Annotated in this window: 12 protein-coding genes; 2 read left to right on the top strand and 10 right to left on the bottom strand. The window is 56.5% G+C overall.

All coding sequences use genetic code 11. The features are described 5' to 3' along the window. Nucleotides 1-22: 22 nt before the first annotated feature. The 10 genes from nuoE to THTE_RS18080 form a co-directional block, all read right to left on the bottom strand. On the bottom strand, nucleotides 23-592 hold the full coding sequence (gene nuoE / locus THTE_RS15170; RefSeq protein WP_095416227.1) for an NADH-quinone oxidoreductase subunit NuoE: 570 nt from the start codon (nucleotides 590-592) through the stop codon (nucleotides 23-25). Further along, nucleotides 589-2,358 (bottom strand): NADH-dependent [FeFe] hydrogenase, group A6, encoded by a 1,770-nt coding sequence (locus tag THTE_RS15165; protein ID WP_095416226.1) that lies wholly within the window; start codon nucleotides 2,356-2,358, stop codon nucleotides 589-591. Before THTE_RS15165 ends, nuoE begins: the two co-directional genes overlap by 4 nt. Before the next feature lie 104 nt (nucleotides 2,359-2,462). After that, nucleotides 2,463-4,646, bottom strand: a complete 2,184-nt coding sequence (gene nuoF, locus THTE_RS15160; protein ID WP_207651728.1) for an NADH-quinone oxidoreductase subunit NuoF — start codon at nucleotides 4,644-4,646, stop codon at nucleotides 2,463-2,465. Nucleotides 4,647-4,904: 258 nt separating this feature from the next. Beyond that, the gene (locus tag THTE_RS15155) at nucleotides 4,905-6,182 is read right to left on the bottom strand and encodes a Gfo/Idh/MocA family protein (protein ID WP_157732145.1); all 1,278 of its coding nucleotides are present in this window, start codon (nucleotides 6,180-6,182) and stop codon (nucleotides 4,905-4,907) included. A 156-nt stretch (nucleotides 6,183-6,338) separates the two neighbouring features. Continuing rightward, nucleotides 6,339-7,811 (bottom strand): sulfatase family protein, encoded by a 1,473-nt coding sequence (locus THTE_RS15150; RefSeq protein ID WP_095416224.1) that lies wholly within the window; start codon nucleotides 7,809-7,811, stop codon nucleotides 6,339-6,341. A 143-nt stretch (nucleotides 7,812-7,954) separates the two neighbouring features. After that, complete coding sequence (locus THTE_RS15145) at nucleotides 7,955-9,244, bottom strand: TolC family protein (RefSeq protein ID WP_168175872.1); 1,290 nt, start codon at nucleotides 9,242-9,244, stop codon at nucleotides 7,955-7,957. 322 nt (nucleotides 9,245-9,566) lie between these two features. After that, entirely contained in the window at nucleotides 9,567-12,878 is a 3,312-nt protein-coding gene (locus THTE_RS15140) for an efflux RND transporter permease subunit (protein WP_095416222.1), read from the bottom strand. Between the two features lie 61 nt (nucleotides 12,879-12,939). After that, nucleotides 12,940-14,592 carry an efflux RND transporter periplasmic adaptor subunit gene (locus THTE_RS15135; protein WP_095416221.1) on the bottom strand — a complete coding sequence of 551 codons (1,653 nt, stop codon included), beginning with the start codon at nucleotides 14,590-14,592 and terminating at the stop codon, nucleotides 12,940-12,942. 17 nt (nucleotides 14,593-14,609) lie between these two features. After that, nucleotides 14,610-16,196, bottom strand: a complete 1,587-nt coding sequence (locus tag THTE_RS15130; protein ID WP_095416220.1) for an efflux RND transporter periplasmic adaptor subunit — start codon at nucleotides 16,194-16,196, stop codon at nucleotides 14,610-14,612. Between the two features lie 377 nt (nucleotides 16,197-16,573). Then, on the bottom strand, nucleotides 16,574-17,014 hold the full coding sequence (locus THTE_RS18080) for a hypothetical protein (protein WP_157732144.1): 441 nt from the start codon (nucleotides 17,012-17,014) through the stop codon (nucleotides 16,574-16,576). A gap of 192 nt (nucleotides 17,015-17,206) precedes the next feature. On the opposite strand from THTE_RS18080, the gene THTE_RS15125 reads away from it, so the two are divergent. Together THTE_RS15125 and THTE_RS15120 are read left to right on the top strand one after the other, a co-directional pair. Beyond that, nucleotides 17,207-18,568, top strand: coding sequence for a Gfo/Idh/MocA family protein (locus tag THTE_RS15125; RefSeq protein WP_157732143.1), 1,362 nt, complete (start codon nucleotides 17,207-17,209; stop codon nucleotides 18,566-18,568). A gap of 127 nt (nucleotides 18,569-18,695) precedes the next feature. Beyond that, complete coding sequence (locus tag THTE_RS15120; RefSeq protein WP_095416218.1) at nucleotides 18,696-20,069, top strand: PFL family protein; 1,374 nt, start codon at nucleotides 18,696-18,698, stop codon at nucleotides 20,067-20,069. Nucleotides 20,070-20,132 lie beyond the last annotated feature (63 nt).

The raw sequence follows: 20,132 nt of genomic DNA, 5'->3' as shown, positions 1-20,132 counted from the left end.
AGGTTGTTTCCACAAAGGAAGGTTAAGTTTGCGGGCTTGTCTGGGTTTCTTCTCGGGCGCGCTTGATGTAGCGGTCGAGAATGATGGGAATCTGATCTGGCGTGACTGTACCGTGCATTTCGTCGTTGATCGTGAGAACTGGAGCGAGACTGCACGCGCCAAGGCAACGGGCCCCCTCCAGAGTAAAAAGTCCATCGGAGGTCGTCTCTCCGAAATGAATTCCTAGTTCGTCTTTAAGCTTTTCCGCAAGTCGATCGGCCCCCTTCACGTAACATGCGGTGCCCAAGCAAAGATTGATGATGAATTTTCCCCGTGGTTGCAAACGAAAGTAATGATAAAAACTGGCAACGCCCGAAACTTTCGCCGCCGGAATCTGCATCAGTTGGGCGACCGCATCCAAATGACTGGCGCCCAAATAGCCAAACTTGGCCTGGACCCGGTGTAAAACCGCAATGAGCTGACTGTGCGGCTCCGGGCTTTTTCGGCATTCTTCGATAAACTGAACCAGGTCCTCTCCGAGAATCCGTTCTGAAACGGCTTTGACCTCGGGCCAGTTGTCAGTCGTGGACGTGCAGGTGTGGTGTGTGTTCATCGGATACCCCTCGGCAATCGCGGTCGATAACTCGTGTGGAGAAGCTGGTGCGCCCGGGTTGATCCAGGGCTTCCCAGATAGGTTTCGTAAAGCTCTTCCAGAGCGGGGTTTTCGTAGGATTCACGCAGTTGCTTAGCACTATCGATAGCGTACAGGGCGCTGGCGCGCTTCCGCAGCAGTGCGGGATCGAGGATGTGATAGCCTTCGGGAGGATAAGGTTGTCCACCACCACCGATGCAGCCGCCCGGACAGGCCATCACCTCGATGATGTCGTAATGATCCTCTCCTGACACAACTTTGTTGAGGATTTCCTTGGCATTATTCAGCCCATTGGCGACGGCGACATGGAGATTCCGCTCCCCGATCGCGACGTATGTGTCTCGGAGGCCCTCGACGGCACGAACCTCAGTGAACTCCAGTCGATCGGGTTTCTTCCCGGTGAGTATCCGTGCAGCCGCCCTCAGCGTTGCCTCCATCACACCGCCGGTTGTTCCGAAAATATCGCCAGCACCGGACGCGATCCCCAAAGGCGCATCGAATTCCCCGTCCGGCAACTTGGTGAAATCAATACCGTAGCATTTGATCATCCAGATAAGCTCGCGGGTGGTTAACACGGCATCAGTGTACGGCCGACCGTTGGGCATGCGGTGTTCAGGCCGCTGGGCTTCAAACTTTTTCGCGACGCAGGGCATCACCGCCACCATGAAAATCTTTTCCGGAGGAATGCCTTTCCGTTCGGCATAGTAGGTTTTCGCCAGCGTCGAGAGCATACTCATCGGGGACTTGCAGGTAGAGGCATGCGGGATCAACTCGGGATAAAACTTCTCAAGGAAATTGATCCAGCCCGGCGAGCATGAGGTGATCATGGGAAGCGGACCGCCCGATTCCAACCGCGTCAGAAATTCGTGCGCTTCCTCCACGATGGTGAGGTCAGCCCCCAGGTCCGTGTCAAACACGGCATCAAAACCGAGGAGACGAAGAGCCGTGATCATCTTTCCCGTGCAGGGTGTACCGGGAGGATAGCCGAAGCCCTCGCCGATGGCGGCGCGGATGGATGGAGCCGTCTGCACGACGACATGGAGGTCGGGGTTGGCTAGGGCTTCCCAAACAATGTCGGTGCTCGATTTCTCCAGGAATGCCGCTGTCGGGCACACATTAATGCACTGACCACACTGGATGCACACCGAGTCATCCATATTGGCCAAATGGGCTGGCCCGACTACCGTGGTAAAGCCTCGACCGTGCTGACTGAGGTTATAAACCCCCTGGATTTCCGCGCATACCCGAATGCACCGCCCACAGAGAATGCACTTGTTGGGATTACGGACAACTGCCACACTGGAATCATCAATCGGAAACTCTTTGCGCCGTCCCGCGAACAAACGCTCGCGAACGCCCAGGGAATACGCCAAGTTTTGAAGTTCGCAGTTTCCGTCGCGCTCGCAGGTCTGGCAATCCATCGGGTGATTATCCAGAATCAGCTCGACAATGTCGCGCCGGGCCTGCCTGATTTCCGGCGAATTGGTGCGGATAACCATCCCCTCCCAAACCGGAAGGCTGCACGAGGCCACATACCCCGGCAGACCCTCGACTTCCACGACACAGACTCGACATGCCCCCGCGAGGCTCAAATCCGGATGATAGCACAGGCGCGGAATGCGGATGCCAATTTTTTCCGCAGCCTGCATAATCGTTGTGCCTTCCGGTACCTTCACCGGCGTGTCGTCAATTGTCACCGAAATCTGTTTGGGACGCTTGGCCATCATATACCTTGCTATCCTGCACCGGGCTAAAAGTTTGAACGTCCGTTTAATGGATTTCTGGACGGGTCGAACGTCCCCTCATGCTTCCAAGCATGGACCAACCAGCGTTACAAACGAAGCACCGCGTCAAAGCGGCAGACCTGGAAGCAACGTCCGCACTTGATGCACCGCGTTTGGTCGATAACATGCGGCTTTCGACGCTCGCCGGATATGCACTCCACCGGACAATTTCTGGCACACGCGGTGCATCCCACACATTTTTCGGGATCGATTTCGTAGCGAATTAAAGCCACACATTTCTTGGCTGGGCAGCGTTTATCCCGAACATGAGCCAGGTACTCGTCACGGAAATGGGTGAGCGTGCTCAGTACCGGATTGGGAGCCGCCCGCCCCAACCCGCACAGGGAGGCTTTTCGCACCAAATGAGCCAATCGTTCCAACTTCACCAAATCGCTCTCGTCGGCTTTGCCCGTGGTGATCCGTTCGAGGATTTCCATCATCCGGGTTGTGCCTTCCCGGCAGGGCGTGCACTTTCCGCAGGATTCATCCTGCGAAAACGCCATGAAGAACTTGGCAATGTCCACCATGCAGTCGTCCTCGTCGAGGACGATCATGCCGCCAGAGCCCATTATCGATCCGGCCTTGTTGAGAGTGTCAAAATCCACTCGCAGATTCAGCATCGAAGCCGGGATACAACCGCCAGCCGGACCGCCTGTCTGCACAGCTTTGACAGCTTTCCCGCTTGGTGAGCCCCCGCCAATCTCCATGACCACTTCTCGGAGCGTTATGCCAATCGGCACTTCCACCAGGCCAGTCTGCTTGACCTTTCCCGCCAAAGCAAACACCTTGGTGCCACCGCTGGCATCGGAACCGATTCGGGCAAACCAGTCCGCACCGTAGATGATAATGGCAGGAACGTTGGCAAACGTTTCCACGTTGTTGATCACGGTGGGCTTGCCCCAAAGGCCCACTTCCGTTGGATAGGGCGGCCGAACACGCGGTTGTCCTCGCTCTCCCTCAATCGAATGGATGAGCGCCGTTTCCTCGCCGCACACGAAAGCTCCCGCCCCAAGGCGGATTTCGATATCAAAATCGAATCCTGAATTGAGAATGTTTTTTCCGAGAAGGCCCCATTCCCGACAGCGCTGGATGGCGTTTTCCACCCGCTCCACTGCCAGCGGGTATTCTGCGCGAACGTAGACAAATCCCCGGTGTGATCCAATGGCAAAGGCACCAATAATCATGCCTTCAATGACGTTAAACGGATCGGATTCCAGCATACTCCGATCCATGAAGGCGCCGGGATCGCCCTCGTCTGCGTTGCAAATAATGTACCGCGTTTTTTCACGGGACTTTCGCGCCAGGGCCCATTTTTGGCCGGTGGGAAACCCACCCCCTCCTCGGCCTCTTAACTTAGAGCGCGTTACTTCCTCGACCACCTTCTCAGGATCATTTTCCGCTAGCACGCGGGCCAGCGCCTCAAAGCCCCGATAGTGGAAATATTCCTCGATACTGGTAGGATCAATGATTCCGTTGTGCCGAAGAGCGATCCGGGTCTGGCGGTTGAAAAACGCAATTTCGCCATACAGTTCGAAAAAGTCCTGGCTGACGGGCTCCTCCTTCACCCGCAGACGCTCCACAATCCGCCCGTTTTGAATATGTTCGCGAACGACCTCCTGGAGATCTTCCAGGGTAGAGATCCGGTAGAGTACATTTTGTGGGCGAACCAGTATATGGGTACACTTGCCCGCTAGTTCCGCGCTGCAGGCCCCGAAGCAACTCGCGTTCGTCACACGGCAGACCTCCGGCGAGATCCCCATGGCCCTTAACTGATTGGCCATGGGCCCACCGCAGATCTGTTCTCCTTTCCAACCGCATCTGAGCGACCCACAGTTCAGAATCTCATATTTGGACAACCGTTCGATGGGGCCATCGAGAATATGGTCCAATAGCGGCTCCCCGCCGAGCACATGCTGCGTGAAGATCTTGTGCACCAACTCGCGATTGACGAGCTGATACTTGATGGGCATTTCGCCCATACGGAACACGCTGACGATCGGCTCGCGACTGCAGCGGCCGGTGCATCCCGTTTTACGCAGGACGATATCATCACGTCCTGAGGCCGCGATGTGTTTGCGAAACTCCTCCGCCACCTCCAGAGAACCGGCCGCGTGCTCACATGTGGCGGAACCGACCTGGATAAAAATCCGCCCCTTGCCAACGCGTTCTTGATAGACGCTCTCGGCACGGGATTTCAGCGAGTTGTAGGCATCCCAAACTGCTTGTGTCACGGGTCTTCCTCACCCACACGGAATTCAGGACCAAGATCACTATCCAAGTCTTGTATTGGTCAAATAAACCGCCGCTCGTCGTTTTGCCAGGAGCGAAACAGCGTAGAACAAAAGTGTCACGCCAGGCGGAATCTGTTCCGACGGGGCAGGCCCCAGCCCAGGCTTCCCGCTCCTCCACCTATTCCCATTGGCGGACAGCATCCAGTTGTTGCTTTATTAGTGTTACGCCCGTCTAAAATGCCAAGTTCACGGGGAAGATCAGATCTCCTTCGGCAATTCGTATCCCGGCCGCTGCGGTCGTTCCACAAGGCTGTTCGCTTCGTCATCCCCAATAAACACTTCGCGAACCGGATCCCACTGGAGGCGACGACCCAGATAGCGGGCAATGTTGGCAAGATGGGCAATTGTGATCGACCGATGCCCGATCTCCACATCCGCTACGGGTTTCTCCCGCGTCCGGATGCACTCCATCCAGTTTTCCATGTGATATTTGGCCTGCCACAGAGCGACTTCATCTCGCCATTTCTCGATTTCCTCCTTGGGAGGCAGATCCTTGATGAGATCCGGGGGATTGCAAGTAAACTTATTTCGATTGATTTCAATCTTGCCGAACTCGCCCGAAAAGATGGCACCACCCATCGGACCGTTCGCGAGTTCCAGTCGGACGGGCGTACCGTCTGCATATTTCATGTGAACGGGGGCATTCATATCTTTCGCAGCCCCCTGCGGACGGATGTCCACCGGACCTGTGTCGTCTTTTCCAAGGGCCCACTGGATTTGATCGAGGCCGTGGGCACCCCAATTGGTCATCTCCCCGCCTGAATAATCCCACCAGGCCATCCAACCAAAATGGAGTTGACGGTTGTAGGGCCGGTACGGTGCCTGGCCGAGCCACTGATCCCAATCAAGTTTGTCAGGAATCGGCTCTTCCGGTAGCCCTTGATAAAACCGTGGTCCGGGATAGTTGCATCCCTGGACCACGCGGATCTTGCCGAGTTTTCCCGAGCGAATGAACTCACACGCGATCCGATTCATTGCCATCGAGCGCTGCTGGCTTCCAACCTGGAAAACCCGACCGTACTTCCGCACGGCGTTGACAAGCACGCGTCCCTCGCGGATGTACAGCGTGAGTGGCTTTTCGGCGTAGATGTCCTTTCCTGCTTGGCAGGCATGAATGCACACCAGGACGCGGGTGTGATCCGGCGTTCCTACGATAACCGCGTCAATATCCTTTCGATCGAGAAGTTGCCGATGGTCCTGATAGACCGCCCATCGCCCTCCGCCTTTTTCGGCGTTGACCTGTTCCGCCCGCTCCAGGTAACAATCGCAAACAGCCAGAATCTGCCCCTGCTCCGGCAACTGTTCGATGAGCAGGCGGGAGCGGTTCCCCGTCCCAATAACACCGATGGTAATCCGATCGTTTGCTCCCGGCCGACTGGCTTCGCTTAAAGCAGAACGAGCAATAACACTGGGCAAGGCGATGGTGGCCGTCAAACCGCCGATCACTTTGCAAAATGACCGCCTTTGTAAGCGCATTGTGAAAACCCTTTCCCCGATCATCCTTTTCTTTCAGGCCCGGGCCCAAACCTGGGCCAAAAAAGCTCACACAAGTTCCTTTCTGGCATTAACTCCGGACTGTCGACATACCAAATTCCGCTTGTCGTGATTGGCTGGAGGATATTAAACGACGGTTTATCGGATCGACTGCTCCGGCAACTCGGTTTTAATTCCCTCATCAACAGGCATTCTGTCCGGGATCGCATCTGTTTCGAGCTGGAGCCGCTTCAATTCCCGCTTGAGTTCTTCGAGCACTCCCTGATAGCGGGGATCGTCGATAAGATTATGCCGTTCCTCCGGATCATTGAGCAAATCGTAGAGCTCCGCTTTGTGTTTATCCGGACTACCATCACCGGTAGGATAATGGACGTATTTCCAGCGTTCCGTGCGAACGCCGCGGACATTAGGCGTGTAGGGAAATTGTTTTTCGTAGTTATATTCGTAGTACCAGCTCTTTCGCCAACCTTCGGTCTTTCCTTCCAAAAGGGGTCGCCATGAGCGTCCATGAGTTTTTGGCAACGGCGGTGCACCACACAGATCGAGAAGACTGGGGGCTGTATCAATGTTCAGAACCATCTCCTTGATCACCGTGCCTGGTTTGATCATAGGCGGATAACGTACCAACAACGGTACGCGAATACTTGGCTCATGCATAGTCCGTTTGTCCATCATGCCATATTCACCCAGTAAAAAACCGTTGTCCGAGGTAAACACAACAATTGTCCTGTCGAGCTGGCCTGTTTCCTCCAAAGTTTTGAGAATCTCACCCAGACTGTCATCCACCGACTTGATGGTAGCGAAATAAGCGCGCGCCATCCGAGCAAAATCGGCTTCCCCTTCCGGTCGCGTATCCGGAAATTTCTCGCGGAAGCCAAACAGCGGTCCATAAATGCCGTGCCACGTGATTAGCCGTTCCTTGACCCATTCCGGTTTTCCCTCGAGCGCGAAGGCGCTGGCCGGGTAGTGGATTTCAATATCGTCAAAAAGATGTTCGTATTTTGGCTCCGGTGTAAATGGCGTATGAGGCGCTTTGTGTCCGATCATAAGGAGAAAGGGCTTTTCGTGGGGACGGCGCAGCCAGTTGACAGCAAGCTCTGTAATGCGCTGCGTGTAATACCCTTTCAACATCACCCGCTGACCATTGATGTTAAATTCATTATCAAAGTATTTTCCCTGGCCTTTGTGGCTGGCCCAGTAGTCGAATCCCGGTCGCGGGGCATCGTTTTCCTCCCCCATATGCCACTTGCCGATGTAAGCCGTTTCGTAACCAGCCGCCTGGAGTTGTTTCGGCAAACTGGGCAAATCGTCGGGAAACTCGGTGAAGTTACTGATGACGCCGTGCGTGTGGGCATACAAACCTGAAATCGCAGAAGCGCGACTGGGTGAACACAGAGAGGTGGTCACGAAAGCATTCACAAAGTTCGCCCCCTCAGAGGCCAGCCGGTCCATGTGAGGAGTTTTCAGAAACGGATGCCCCGCACAACTCATGGCATCATATCGCTGGTCATCTGTGACGATGTAGACAACGTTGGGATGGGCGACGGGATCCGCGGCAGAAGCGGCAGAAATGGTGCAGCCAATCAAAAGCAAGAATTGCGGTGATATCATGGCGATTCCCTTATCTCCGTGAAGTGGGAGGCTGGATCCAGGACAAACTGACGCCCATTATAACGGCCTCACGGAGAGCGTGCTAGCAAGCCGAACCAGAGGAAATGCGGGAGGATGCAACTGGTAAAAGGAGTCAATCAGACCTACCGTTTCACCGATGTTTCGGCCTGAGCGGCTAACGAGTTGTGGCGCGTCCCTGGCCAGGCCTTTTCCCCTGCAATACCCGATATCTGTGCCGCGGCCTGCCAGGCGTCCCCGAGGCTTGCCAGGTAATCCAATCTTGTTTCTATTTCGGACCGCTGAGCTTCGAGGACTCGCAGGTACTCCATAACGCCCCCTGTGTATCCCTGCATCGCCAGTTCCACAGCCTCTCGCACACGAGGCAATATATCTTGTTCATACCGCTGGACTCTCTTGCGGGCAGCCGAGTATTCCCGAAAAGCCGTGGCCAGTTGGTCGCGCAGCTCCTCTTGCACCTGTCGTACGCGCTCAAGCGCTTGGCTGATCTGTGCATCGGCTGCCAGGATGTTTCCCTGATTTCGATCCCACAGCGGCAGGGGCACGCTGATGCCCAGCGTCCAGTCGTCTCCATGGGTTTCGTTCTGCCGGGTATAACCCGCTCCCACGGTGACGTTCGGCCATTTTTCCCTGCGCATCCGTTCACTCAAATAACGCGCCCGTTGCACTTCCCACTGTGCTGCTGAAACCTCTGGGTGCGAGGCAAGAACCTGCTGCAGGAGTAAATTCCAATCATATTCGGGCAAAGGAAGCGAAAACACGTCTTCAAGAGAAACGTGAGGGGGTACTGGCGATCCAATCGCAGCCGCGAGCTTTTCTCTCTGAAAAGGAATCTGGCGCTCGGCGGCTTCCTGCTGGGCACGCAACCGTTCCACCTGCAGCTCAAACTGAACGACTTCCAAACGGGTGCCCTGTCGCGATTCCAATAAAGCCCTGCTTTGTTTCAAAGAGGCTTCGGCAACAGCCAGCAACTCCTGATATGTCTGCGCCCGTTTCTCCGCCAGAAGGACTTCACAGTATGCCCGCCTGATGGCCGCTACCAGTTTCCTCCATTCGGCCGCCACCAGGCACCGGCTTCGCTCCAATTCGCAGTGCGCGATGGCCTGGTCCAGATTCCTCTTGCCCGGACTTACCAGTTCCTGGCTCACAAACGGGGCGGTCCAAATTCCCGGGCCTTCTGGATCACCAAGCTCTTCGCCACTTATGGAAAGGGTCGGATTGGGATACAGGCGGCTTTGCAGCAGTTTCCCCCGAGCCACAGAAACGGCCCAAATGGCGTCCCTTAACTGAGGACTGCTCTTTTCCGCCAGCCGGAGGGCCTCGGCAACTGTAAACGCCTGAGCGGACGCAGGTTGAGCGTCGTTTTTTTGGTCGGCAACGACTACAAAACCTTGAGAATCTTGGAAGTTTTGCACAGACTGCGAAAAACAAGCGGAGCAGCAAAACTGTACCGTCACAATGCACATCAGCGGCAAGAGAATTACGAAGCGATAAATTAAAGAAAGCTTTGCGAGCAACCGCAGGCCCCCACAACAGGAGGAAACCAACAAGAGAAACCCATGCGCCGTTCTTTGCTGTAATCGGGTCATTTGGCTATCTTTCCGGGCCTGGCCTTTATCGGAGAAACCTAGCCATAACGTTTATTCGGCTCATTCGACATTTTTTGTTGATCTTGCCGTCGATAAAGTCGGTAAAGGCGCGACGTGATCACGATTTGAGCTCTCTCAGAGTGGGGCTTTAGGCCAAATCCTGGACATCGGAACCCCTGCCAGCACTGGCTGCGACGGCGTCCTGAGCCCGGGAATCAGTTGCCTGCGGTGCATCCTCCCGCGGTGCCCCAAAACGAGATTGCTGAGCTGACAATTCCACGTCGAGTCCCAACCAACGAGCAGTTGCCTCCGGATTTACTCCAAGGACGCGCGTGCAGAACTGAAAGATTGCATGGGCTATGCCGTCGAACACGAGATAAAGCGCCCGCAGCACGAGCAGTGACATCACCATCGCCCCAATAACGCCCCCAATAACGACTGTCGCCAGAGGCCGCTGGACTTCCGCCCCTTGACCAGTACTGAGCGCCATGGGCAGGAAGCCCAAACTGGCCACCAGAGTCGTCATGAGCACGGGCCGCAAGCGGATGATGGCCGCTTCCTGCACCGCCTGTGAGACGCTCAGCCCATTTTGACGCAGCTGACGAATCGTGCTCACGAGGAGCATGTCGTCCAGCACGGCGATTCCGGAAAGAGCGACGAACCCGATCACTGCCGAGACCGACAGGGGCATGTCCCGAAACCACAGGGCCAGCACACCTCCCACCCAGCCAAACGGCACCCCGGTGAACACCCTGAGCACGTCAATAATGTTGTGATACGTCAGGTACAGAAGGAATAGCACGAGTCCCAGTGCCAGCGGCACAACGAGTGCCAGCCGCATGAAAGCCCGCTCGAAGTTTTCGAATTGCCCCCCGAACGTGATGAAGTACCTTGCTGAAGGTAATGTCGGTAACACCTCCTCGTTAATGCGACGGCGTGCCTCTGCCACAAAACTTCCCATGTCTCGCCCACGGATATTGCACGTTACCGTGACGCGACGCTGTCCCCATTCACGCGTGATTGTGGCCGGGGTTTCCCGGCGATGAATTTCCACCAGGCGTGCAAGGGGAATGCTGTGGCCAGCGGGCGTTTTCAGGATCAGTTGGGAAAGCTTATCTGGGTGTTCGCGGTATGAGGGATGAAAGGCCACAACCAGCGGGAAGCGATAGTCGCCCTCCACCACTGTTCCGACCTTGTACCCGCTCAACGCCTGTACGGATCGCAACACAGCCTCACCCGAAAGACCATACCTCGCAATTTCATCCTGTCTGACGGAAAGTTCCAGAGCAGGTTGGCCCGTTACCTGTTCCGTGGCCACATCCGCGCTGCCCGGGATCTGTTTGAGAATGGTTTCTATCTGAGCCGCCTTTTCCAGAAGTATGTCGTAGTCGTCCCCAAAAATTTTGATCCCCAGGTCGCTCCGCACTCCGTGGATGAGTTCATTCATGCGGAGCTCAATAGGCTGAGAAAACGCCAATCGCTGACCGGGGATGACGCGCAGCACTTCTTCGATTTTTTGACGCAATTCGTCTTGGGTACGGGCTTTTTTCCATTGCGTACGTGGTCGCAACATCACGTAGATATCCGTCAGTTCAATGCCCATGGGATCGGTTGCAACTTCGGCTGTTCCGATGCGGCTCCAGACCTCCCTGATCTCGTCGGGGAATGTCTCAAGAAGCATTTTTTCCATACGTGTGTTGAGCGAAATGGAGTCTTCCAGGCTTGTGCCAGTCAACCGCACCACATTGATGGTAAAAGACCCTTCGGACAACTTCGGCAAAAACTCGCTGCCCAGTCGTGGGCCGATTCCAGCCAGCACGAAAACCACAAACGGAATCGCGATGGCCAACACCACGCCCGGATAATGGGTGGAAAAGCTGAGAAAAGGCCTATAGACAAGCTTCACCAAGCGGATCGCCAGCGGCTCTCGATGCTGGATGCGGTGCGGGAGCACGATGCTCGCCAACACGGGCATCAACGTCAGAGACAGCACGAGGGCTCCAAACAAACAAAATATGACCGTCAGAGCCATGGGGCGGAACATTTTTCCTTCTATCCCCTCGAGAGCAAGAATCGGAAGATAAACGATCATGATGATCATCTCGCCAAACAGCGTGGGTTTCCGGACTTCAATGGCAGCCTGCCGAACGAGATCCACCATCGACCCACGCCCGAGATCGCCCTTGGCGACATGGCGGACGCAGTTTTCCACCATCACCACGGAACTGTCCACCACCATGCCGAAGTCGATCGCTCCCAGGCTGAGAAGACTGATCGCGATTCCGAATTTAAGCATTCCTGTAAACGCAACCAGCATGGAAAGGGGGATGGCCAGAGCCACGATAGCGGCCGCCCGGAGATTGCCCAGAAAAAGGAACAGCACGGCAATTACCAGCAGAGCGCCCTCAAACGCGTTTTTCCGCACAGTTTCGAGGACGTAATTGACTAATTCCGTACGGTCGTAAACAGTGTGGACATCGACGTCCGGGGGCAAAATGGCCTTTATCTCCTCCAGCCGTTTCCGAATGGCAGCGCACACTTCGTGGCTGTTTTCTCCCATCAGCATGAAACACAGGCCGAGGACAGCCTCTCCCTTACCATTCGCCGTAACCGCTCCGCGGCGAATTTCGTAACCGACTGTGACCTCGGCGATATCGCCAATACGAACGGGCACGCCATCTCGAGAAATCACGCCAATCTGCCGGAGTTGTTCTTCGTTTGTAATCCGGCCTATGCCCTGGACCAAGACGCTCTCCCCGTACTGGCGGACGACGCCGGCTCCAACATTCTGATTGTTGGCTTCGAGGGCTCGAATGACGTCCTCCAGTGTGACATTGAAATGAAGAAGTTTCTGGGGATCAGGGCGGACTTCGTATTGCTTCTTATATCCTCCCCAGGAGTTAACTTCAGTCACGCCGGGAACCGCCAGCAGCTTGGGTTTGATCACCCAGTCCTGGAGTGTCCGCAGGTACGTGAGTTTTTGGACTCGCTCATCCGGCGTGGCATTTGCCGGATCCCAATTCTTAAGGGTGACCACATAATGGAAGATCTCTCCCAATCCGGTGGAGATCGGCCCCAGCGTGGGACGCTCGATTCCCTCGGGAAGCTCAACCATGGTCAACCGCTCGGCGACCATCTGGCGTGCCCACTTCATGTCTGTTCCGTCCCGAAAAGTGAGCACAATTTGGGAAAGGCCGAACTTGGAGATTGATCGCAGGAGCTGCAACTGCGGAAGACCGGCAAATACCTGCTCCAGCGGGATTGTGATTTGACGTTCCACCTCTTCGGGGCCAAGGGCGGGAGCCACCGTGTTCACCTGAACCTGAACTGGGGTTGTGTCGGGAAAGGCATCGACGTCCAAATGGAGCAGCGAAAAGCTGCCCACACCGGCGATCACAACTCCGGCCAGTACCACAAGAAAACGGTTTTGCAGGCACCATGTTATGAGCCGCTCAAGCATGTGATTCTACCTTGTCAATCTCCGCTCCTGGCGCGTCCCGGTGATCCGTTTGTCCCCGGAATCAGTCGTTGTGCTCGGCGCAACCGGCCCCCAGTCGCTCTTCCAAGAGCGCCCCCCGCAGCACAAAGCTACGAGTGGTGGCAACAACTTCGCCCGGCAGCAGCCCCGCGAGGATTTCCCTCATTTCCTGCCCCCCGTGCCAAGTTTTTCTTCCAATGCGAACCTTGCGGACATGGAAGACTTTGTAAGGCAATTGGTCGAAATCTAGGTCGCGAACAAACACGACAAAACAGTCACCCTCCCAGTGGATGGCCGATTCCGGCACCATGATGACGTCCCGCTCTTCGGCAATGAGAATTTCCGCCCGACCTGCTGTTCCCACGTGATTCTCCTTTTCGGCTGGATCCAGCGTTGTCCACACGGCCACCAAGCGGGTGCGCTCGTCGATTAAAGGACTCACTGCGACAACCTCACCCCTGTCCGGTGTAACATGACCACTGTGCTGGAAAATGACCTGCTGGCCTGGGCGAACCCGGGAGACATCTTCCGGACGAATCCACACGGTGAGCATGAGCTGGTTTGGATCACCCACGGTCATCAAGGGCTGCCCCGCAACGACATGCTGCCCCGGGCCCACAAAGCATGACAACACCCGACCGTCCAACGGCGAATGAAGCGACAGCAATGGATCTCCGCCCGATGAATGTTCGCTTGGGGGAAGAAACTGAGAAGAAGCCGACATCGGCCTCGGGCCAACCCCAAGCTGCGTGGTACGGGATGGATCATCCTCGGGTTGAGCGGCAGTCCTGGAAACCCAGTTGAGTTTTTCCTGAATGATCCACTGCGTCAAACACGCCTGCTCCCATTGCGCGATGGCTTCATCCACTGTGCGCGCTGAAATCGTGAGTCCCTTGAGCGACGTGAATCGTTCCATCTGAGCACGCCGCAATTGCACCAGTTGAGCAGCCTTCCGCCCATCGCCGCGCCAGTTAGCCAACTCAGGGGCTTCCAGCTCGAGGAGGGGGTCACCTCTTCTCACAGAATCTCCCTCCTGCCGGGTGATGTGGCGAACTATACCTGAAAAAGGTGCGCTAATACACACTGCGCTTCCGAAACCGAGTTCCACGCGTCCTTGGGCCTCGATGGCCTCTCGCAGCGTGCCTCGGGTTACCGGCGCGACCTCCACACCCAATCGCATCAACACGTCTGCAGAGGCAATCTGAACTAGACGACGATGAAGGGTACAGTCAGGGTTGATCGGACTATCTGACTCCCGAGAGGCCCTCTCAAAGTCTACCGGCAAAACATCCGAAGTGGTGGACAGTTCAGAGACCTCAGGATGGCAGAGGGGACACTCAGGAACACGATGTTTCGCACACCATGGTCCCTCGAAGCGCGGCTTCGGCCAAAGGTGAGGTGAACACCCCAGACAGAGTTCTTCTGGAACGTGGTGCTCTGCGCACCATCCCCCGTGTGCATGGTCCACGTCACTCCTTTCGTGACTTATGCGGGTCACCACGATCTGGAGTTGCCGGATTACGTGGGGGCCGATGCCGCTTCGGAGCAGCACTGCTGAAATCGTCAGTCCCAGGATAAAGAGTCCTGCAAAGCTCAGAATTGCCGGGATCGTCCGCCTTCGGTGTGCCTGACGCACCCGCGCTTTTTGATCACGTTCGGTTCCCATTGAATCGGACGTACTGTGCTGGAGTTTCATGCTTCCCGCCTCTCGCTTCAGTCCGTCTCGCCGGTTGCCAGGCGTTCGCGACCTTCTCCATCCTGCTGAGACCGGGAAGTTAGCATGTGGCGTAGCTCATTCCAGAGCACGTCACTTCCCTGCACAACCACGCGTTCCCCTGGCAGAATCCCGGCGACGATTGGCCAGCGATCTCCCCACGACTTGCCCACCCGAACCATGCGAGCCTGAAAACGTTTTCCTCCTGGCGGTTCCCCGGAGCTGTGGTCGACCACAAACACACACCACGCTGCCCCATCGCGATGGAGAGCCTCTTTTGGCACACACAGAACCTGACTCGCCTCGCCGACGAGGATCTCCGCTTCTCCCCAGGCACCCGCCTTAAAGATTTTTTGCTGGTTTTTCACCTCGAGATGGACAGAGACCTTAGCTTTGTCAGGATTGTCCACAGGCTCTATCCAGACGACGGAGCCTTCTTCTGGTTTTTGTGACCCCTCGGTATGCACGACCGCCCTTTGGCCTGGACGAACACGAACAGCGTCCTCTCCTGGTAAGGAAAGCACAAGCAGCAGCCGTGCCGGGTTCACCAAACGACACACCAGCGCGTTTTGTTCAACCACTTGCCCCACAGTCACGGGAAATTCGACCAGAATACCAGAAAATGGGGCCCGCAGCGGCAGCAAAGAGGCCGGAGGACTGTCACCCAGCTCTCGCCCGCAATCTTCCAAACCCAGCGAACACAGGCCTTCGCGGACCTGGGTCCAGTCTTCCGTGTCGGGCAAAGGATCGGGACGCGGGAAACCGTAACTGATGAGGGTTTCCGCGGCCGCCCGGAGCCGGAGGTTCGCTTCCGTCAACTCCGCTGCCGCTAATTGCTTTTCCTGATGCGAAACAGGTGCCTGCGCCAGGCTCTCCGCCTTTTGTTTGGCTGTTTTGTGCTCGATCCAGGCCTGGAGATACTCCCCCTTCAATCGAACCAATTCCGGGGAATCAATCAGCGCGATGACCTCCCCTGCGTTGACCCACTCATACGGGTTCTTTCGTCGTTGCCACACTGTCCCGAACAGGGGCGTCCTCAGCTCCGCCTCATCGGCGGGAAAAAAGGATAGTCGTCCGTAGCCGTGCACCACTTCGCGAAACGGCTGGGCCGTGACTATTTCCGTCGAAATGGTGCGTCCCTCCAACTGGCCAGGGGACTCAAGCTCCAGAATAGCTCCCACCCACGCGGGCGGGTCAGCGTCGGCTCCGTGTGCGTTCGTCTGGAAAGGGTCCGGATGACCTGGCGCGGGCTGACCTTGAGCGTGGGTGTGCAGATCATGCGAACTCTTTTCCTGGCCCGGACAGGGACACAAATACAGGGCATGAGTTGCGCAGTATTTCGCAGCCAAAACGTCGCGAGGCACCCAGTGCACCTTAAGCCGCGAGGTCTCTGCATATCGCGTGACGTTGGGCTGCTGTGGTTGTGCTGATTGAATTTGAAATTGCCATCCCGTCTCATGGCCCCAGATTCCGAGGACGGCAAGGCCTCCCAGTACGAGCAAATGAAGTGCCACCCGCATCACTCGGGAAGCCCATCGTCGAACCGTAGTCCCCGATGAGTCCGATGGCATCGCTTTCTCGGTCACAGAATGTTTCCCTATCAGCTTGGTACGAATTTACGCCGATATGTTTTGAGTATCACCAAAGGGGCAGCTATGAGCGGTATTTCAAGTTGAAAATGGAGTTGCCTCACGCCGTGCTTGGCCAGGAATCACCGCCTGGCTACCGAAAGGAACGCGAACTACTACGGCACTGCATGCCGCCTTCGCCATTCTCAAGCCGACTACGTGGTGACTGGGTAAGCGCTCGTGGGCAGTGCCGATTAATTCAGACTATGGGGCCGAGCCGCCACCACGCTGACATCAGCGATGTCCACAGGGTAAGAGCATTCCGGCGCAGAATGAAGGTGCATTGACCGGACGATCAAGACGCTCGCAGAGTAGTCCCCTCTCACGGCGTCCATTCAGAAAAGAGACCGTGGAGGCCGCAGAAGCTCTTCGGCTCGAATATCAGTGCGTCGCTCCCTCAAGACGAGATGAGCCCAGTGGATTTCAAGGGGAAAGCTCACTGCTGCAGCCGCCGCGGGAGTATAGAGGCATGTGGCCACCACACACACGCCACATGTACAGGAACAATGAGCGCGATCTACCCCATCTCGATCAGCAAACTGCTTTTGACCTACCGCGGCCACGGCCCGTTGCCACGCACGTCCCGAGTTTTTCTCGCCAGAACCACACGACTCCTGACATTCAAAAAGCAAATGATCTTTTTCAAGCAGCCTCGTTACGCAAATGGGGAGAGCCGTGGTCACCGATGCGGCGTGTTCAAATACGAGACCGGTGCTGCCCAAATACAGCAGCAAAGTTACCCAGATCAGTCCACGTGGTCGAAATTCACTGTTCATTTGCAAGCACCGGTGAACGCCACCAACTCACCAAGTATTTTCCAGTTGGTCACGACAAAAATCAAGTCAAAATCTCGGCGCGTTGACGCGCACCGGCTGAATAAGTATTCTCAGAATGCCAAACATTCTGTGGATTCGCTTGGACGTGCCGTCTCCCGTTTTTTGTTGTCTGCGTCAGAAAGGATACCATTCATGAGTACTCGCGCCCCCAACATCACGCAGTGCCACACCAGTGGTCCCGACCGACGAACCTTCTTGAAGACTTCGGCGCTCGCCTCGGCGCTCCTGACAACCGGATCCCTCGCCCGGATGGTGCACGCAGGGGAAAGTCACCTCATTCAGGTGGCCCTGGTAGGATGTGGAGGGCGAGGAACTGGGGCCGCTGCCAACGCCCTCTCGACCCCCGGTCCGGTCAAACTAATTGCCATGGCAGACGTGTTTGAGGACCGCCTCAAGGCCAGCCTGAACAACCTCAAACAGAGTTTTGCCGACAAAGTCGATGTTCCTCCGGAGCGGCAGTTTCTGGGATTTGACGCATATAAAAAAGCCATCGACGCCCTCAATCCGGGAGACGTGGTCCTGCTGGCCACGCCGCCTGCGTTTCGACCGATCCACCTGGAATACGCGGTTCAGCAGGGCCGACATGTATTCATGGAAAAATCATTCGCTGTGGATGCCCCTGGAATTCGGCGGGTGCTTGCAGCGGGTAAGCTTGCCGATCAAAAGAATCTGAAAATTGCAGGCGGTCTGATGAGCCGGCACTATCTGCCGCTGGAACAGATCATCGAAAAGATTCACGATGGAGCCATCGGCACAGTGGTCACCGCCTGGGCGTACCGGATGCATGGCCCGGTGGGATTCCGGCCGAAACAGCCCGGCGAAAGCGAACTGGCCCATCAGATTCGCAATTACAGTTGCTTCACCTGGCTCAACGGAAGCTTTCTGGTGGACTGGCTCATCCATAATATTGACGTATGCTGCTGGGTCAAAGGAGATTGGCCAGTCTCCTGTCAGGGTCAGGGAGGACGTCAGGTGCGGACAGAGCCAGACCAACTCTTCGACCACTATGCTGCCGAGTACACCTTCAAAGACGGTACGCGGATGTTTGCCCAGGGACGGCACATGGCCAATTGCTGGGGCTTCTTCGGAGACGTGATCCATGGGGCCAGCGGGTCAGCCGTGCTCGGCGAGGGAATTCCTGATCCGCGGCTTTATAAAGGTCATCTGCGAACGGCAGACAATGAAATCTGGAAATACGAAGGGCCACCCTGCAATCACTACCAGCGGGAACTCGACCTGCTCTTCGACGCCATTCGAAACGACAAACCTTACAACGAGACGGAACGCTGTGCCAAGTCCTGCCTCACGGCAATCATGGGGCGGATGGCAGTGGAATCGGGTCAGGAGGTGACCTGGGAGCAGGCCCTCAATTCCAATCTCGTCCTGGCACCGGATCTGGAAAAGTGGACCAGCCTGGATGATCCCGCTCCTGTTCAGCCGGATGAAAACGGGCGGTACCCCGTCGCGATGCCTGGCTTCACAAAGGCATTCTGAAACTGCATATTAAAGACAGAGCAAAAGAGTGTACTCAATCGAGGGGAGCCCGGGGCTTGTCCTGGGTTCCCCTCCCTTGTTGACGACGATTCTCAACGATTGTCCAGGGCCTGGGGAACGAACTTCCATGTTGCGGACTGACGAAATCCTATCCACCATACGGATGCTTCACGCGGAGCATCTTGACGTCCGGGCGGTCACTCTGGCTTTAAACGTGGAAGACTGCGCGGCTCCCAATGTTGATCACATGTGCCGCAAACTCAAAGAAAAGATCACGGCCCGGGCATCCCGACTGGTAGACATATGCGACCGCGTGGGGGCCAAGTATGGAATCCCGGTGGTCAATAAGCGTCTTGCCATTTCACCGGTTTCCACGCTCCTGGCGGGTCATGGGAAAGGAGCCGCGCTACAAGTGGCCAGAACCCTTGATGCGGCGGCCGCCGCCTGCGGCGTGGACTTTGTGGGAGGATACACGGCCCTGGTGCACAAGGGAATCTCGTCGGGCGACCAGGTGGTCCTCGATAGTCTTCCCGAAGTTCTCGCCTCCACCCAAAAAGTGTGCGCCTCGGTCAACGTGGCCTCGCGTAAAGCCGGTATCAATATGGATGCCGTGCGAGAAATGGGCCGGATCATCGTACGAACGGCCGAGCTCACCGCCGACCGAAAGGGCTTCGGTTGCGCCAAACTGGTCGTATTTGCGAATATTCCGGAAGATAATCCTTTTATGGCCGGTGCTTATTTGGGTTCAGGGGAACCAGAAGCCACGGTGAATATTGGCGTCTCGGGCCCCGGGGTTGTGGGAAGCGCCCTCAAACGCAGGCTGGAACGGGGAGACAAAGTCACGCTGGGCGACCTGGCAGAGGAGATCAAAATCACGAGCTTCCGCGTCACCCGGGTAGGGGAACTCATCGGCCGTGAAGTGGCGGCAGAACTCGGCGTGGCCTTTGGAATCGTGGACCTTTCACTCGCGCCGACTCCCATGGTGGGTGACAGTGTGGGCGAGATCATCAGGACGCTGGGCATCGATCGCATTGGTGCTCCTGGTTCGACCGCGGCTGTGGCGATGCTCAATGACGCCGTCAAGAAAGGCGGGCTCTTCGCTTCCAGCTCAGTAGGGGGCCTGAGTGGCGCGTTTATCCCGGTCAGTGAAGATGCGGCCCTCGCGGAAGCGGTGCGCTCGGGGTCTCTCGTCCTGGAAAAACTCGAGGCCATGACGTCGGTGTGTTCAGTGGGTCTGGACATGGTAGCCATCCCGGGTGACACCCCACCAGAGACGATTTCTGCTCTGATTGCCGACGAGATGGCCATCGGAGTCATCAACGACAAGACCACTGCGTGCCGCCTCATTCCGGTGCCGGGAGCAAAGGCTGGTGATTGGGTGGACTTTGGCGGCTTGTTTGGGGCGGCGCCGGTCATCGAGGTCCGTAACGCGGGCGCTTCTGCCCGGTTCATTCAATTCGGAGGGCGCATCCCAGCCCCGCTTCAATCCCTCGGTAACTGATGGTCGTCTTTCACCAAGGAATGGTTTCGCAGTGCCGCGTGGTGCTGGACAGGGGCCTCGCCC

Source organism: Thermogutta terrifontis (assembly GCF_002277955.1).
GTDB lineage: Bacteria > Planctomycetota > Planctomycetia > Pirellulales > Thermoguttaceae > Thermogutta > Thermogutta terrifontis.
The sequence above is the reverse complement of the archived record's forward strand: the minus strand, read 5'-3'. Positions and strand labels throughout refer to the sequence as shown.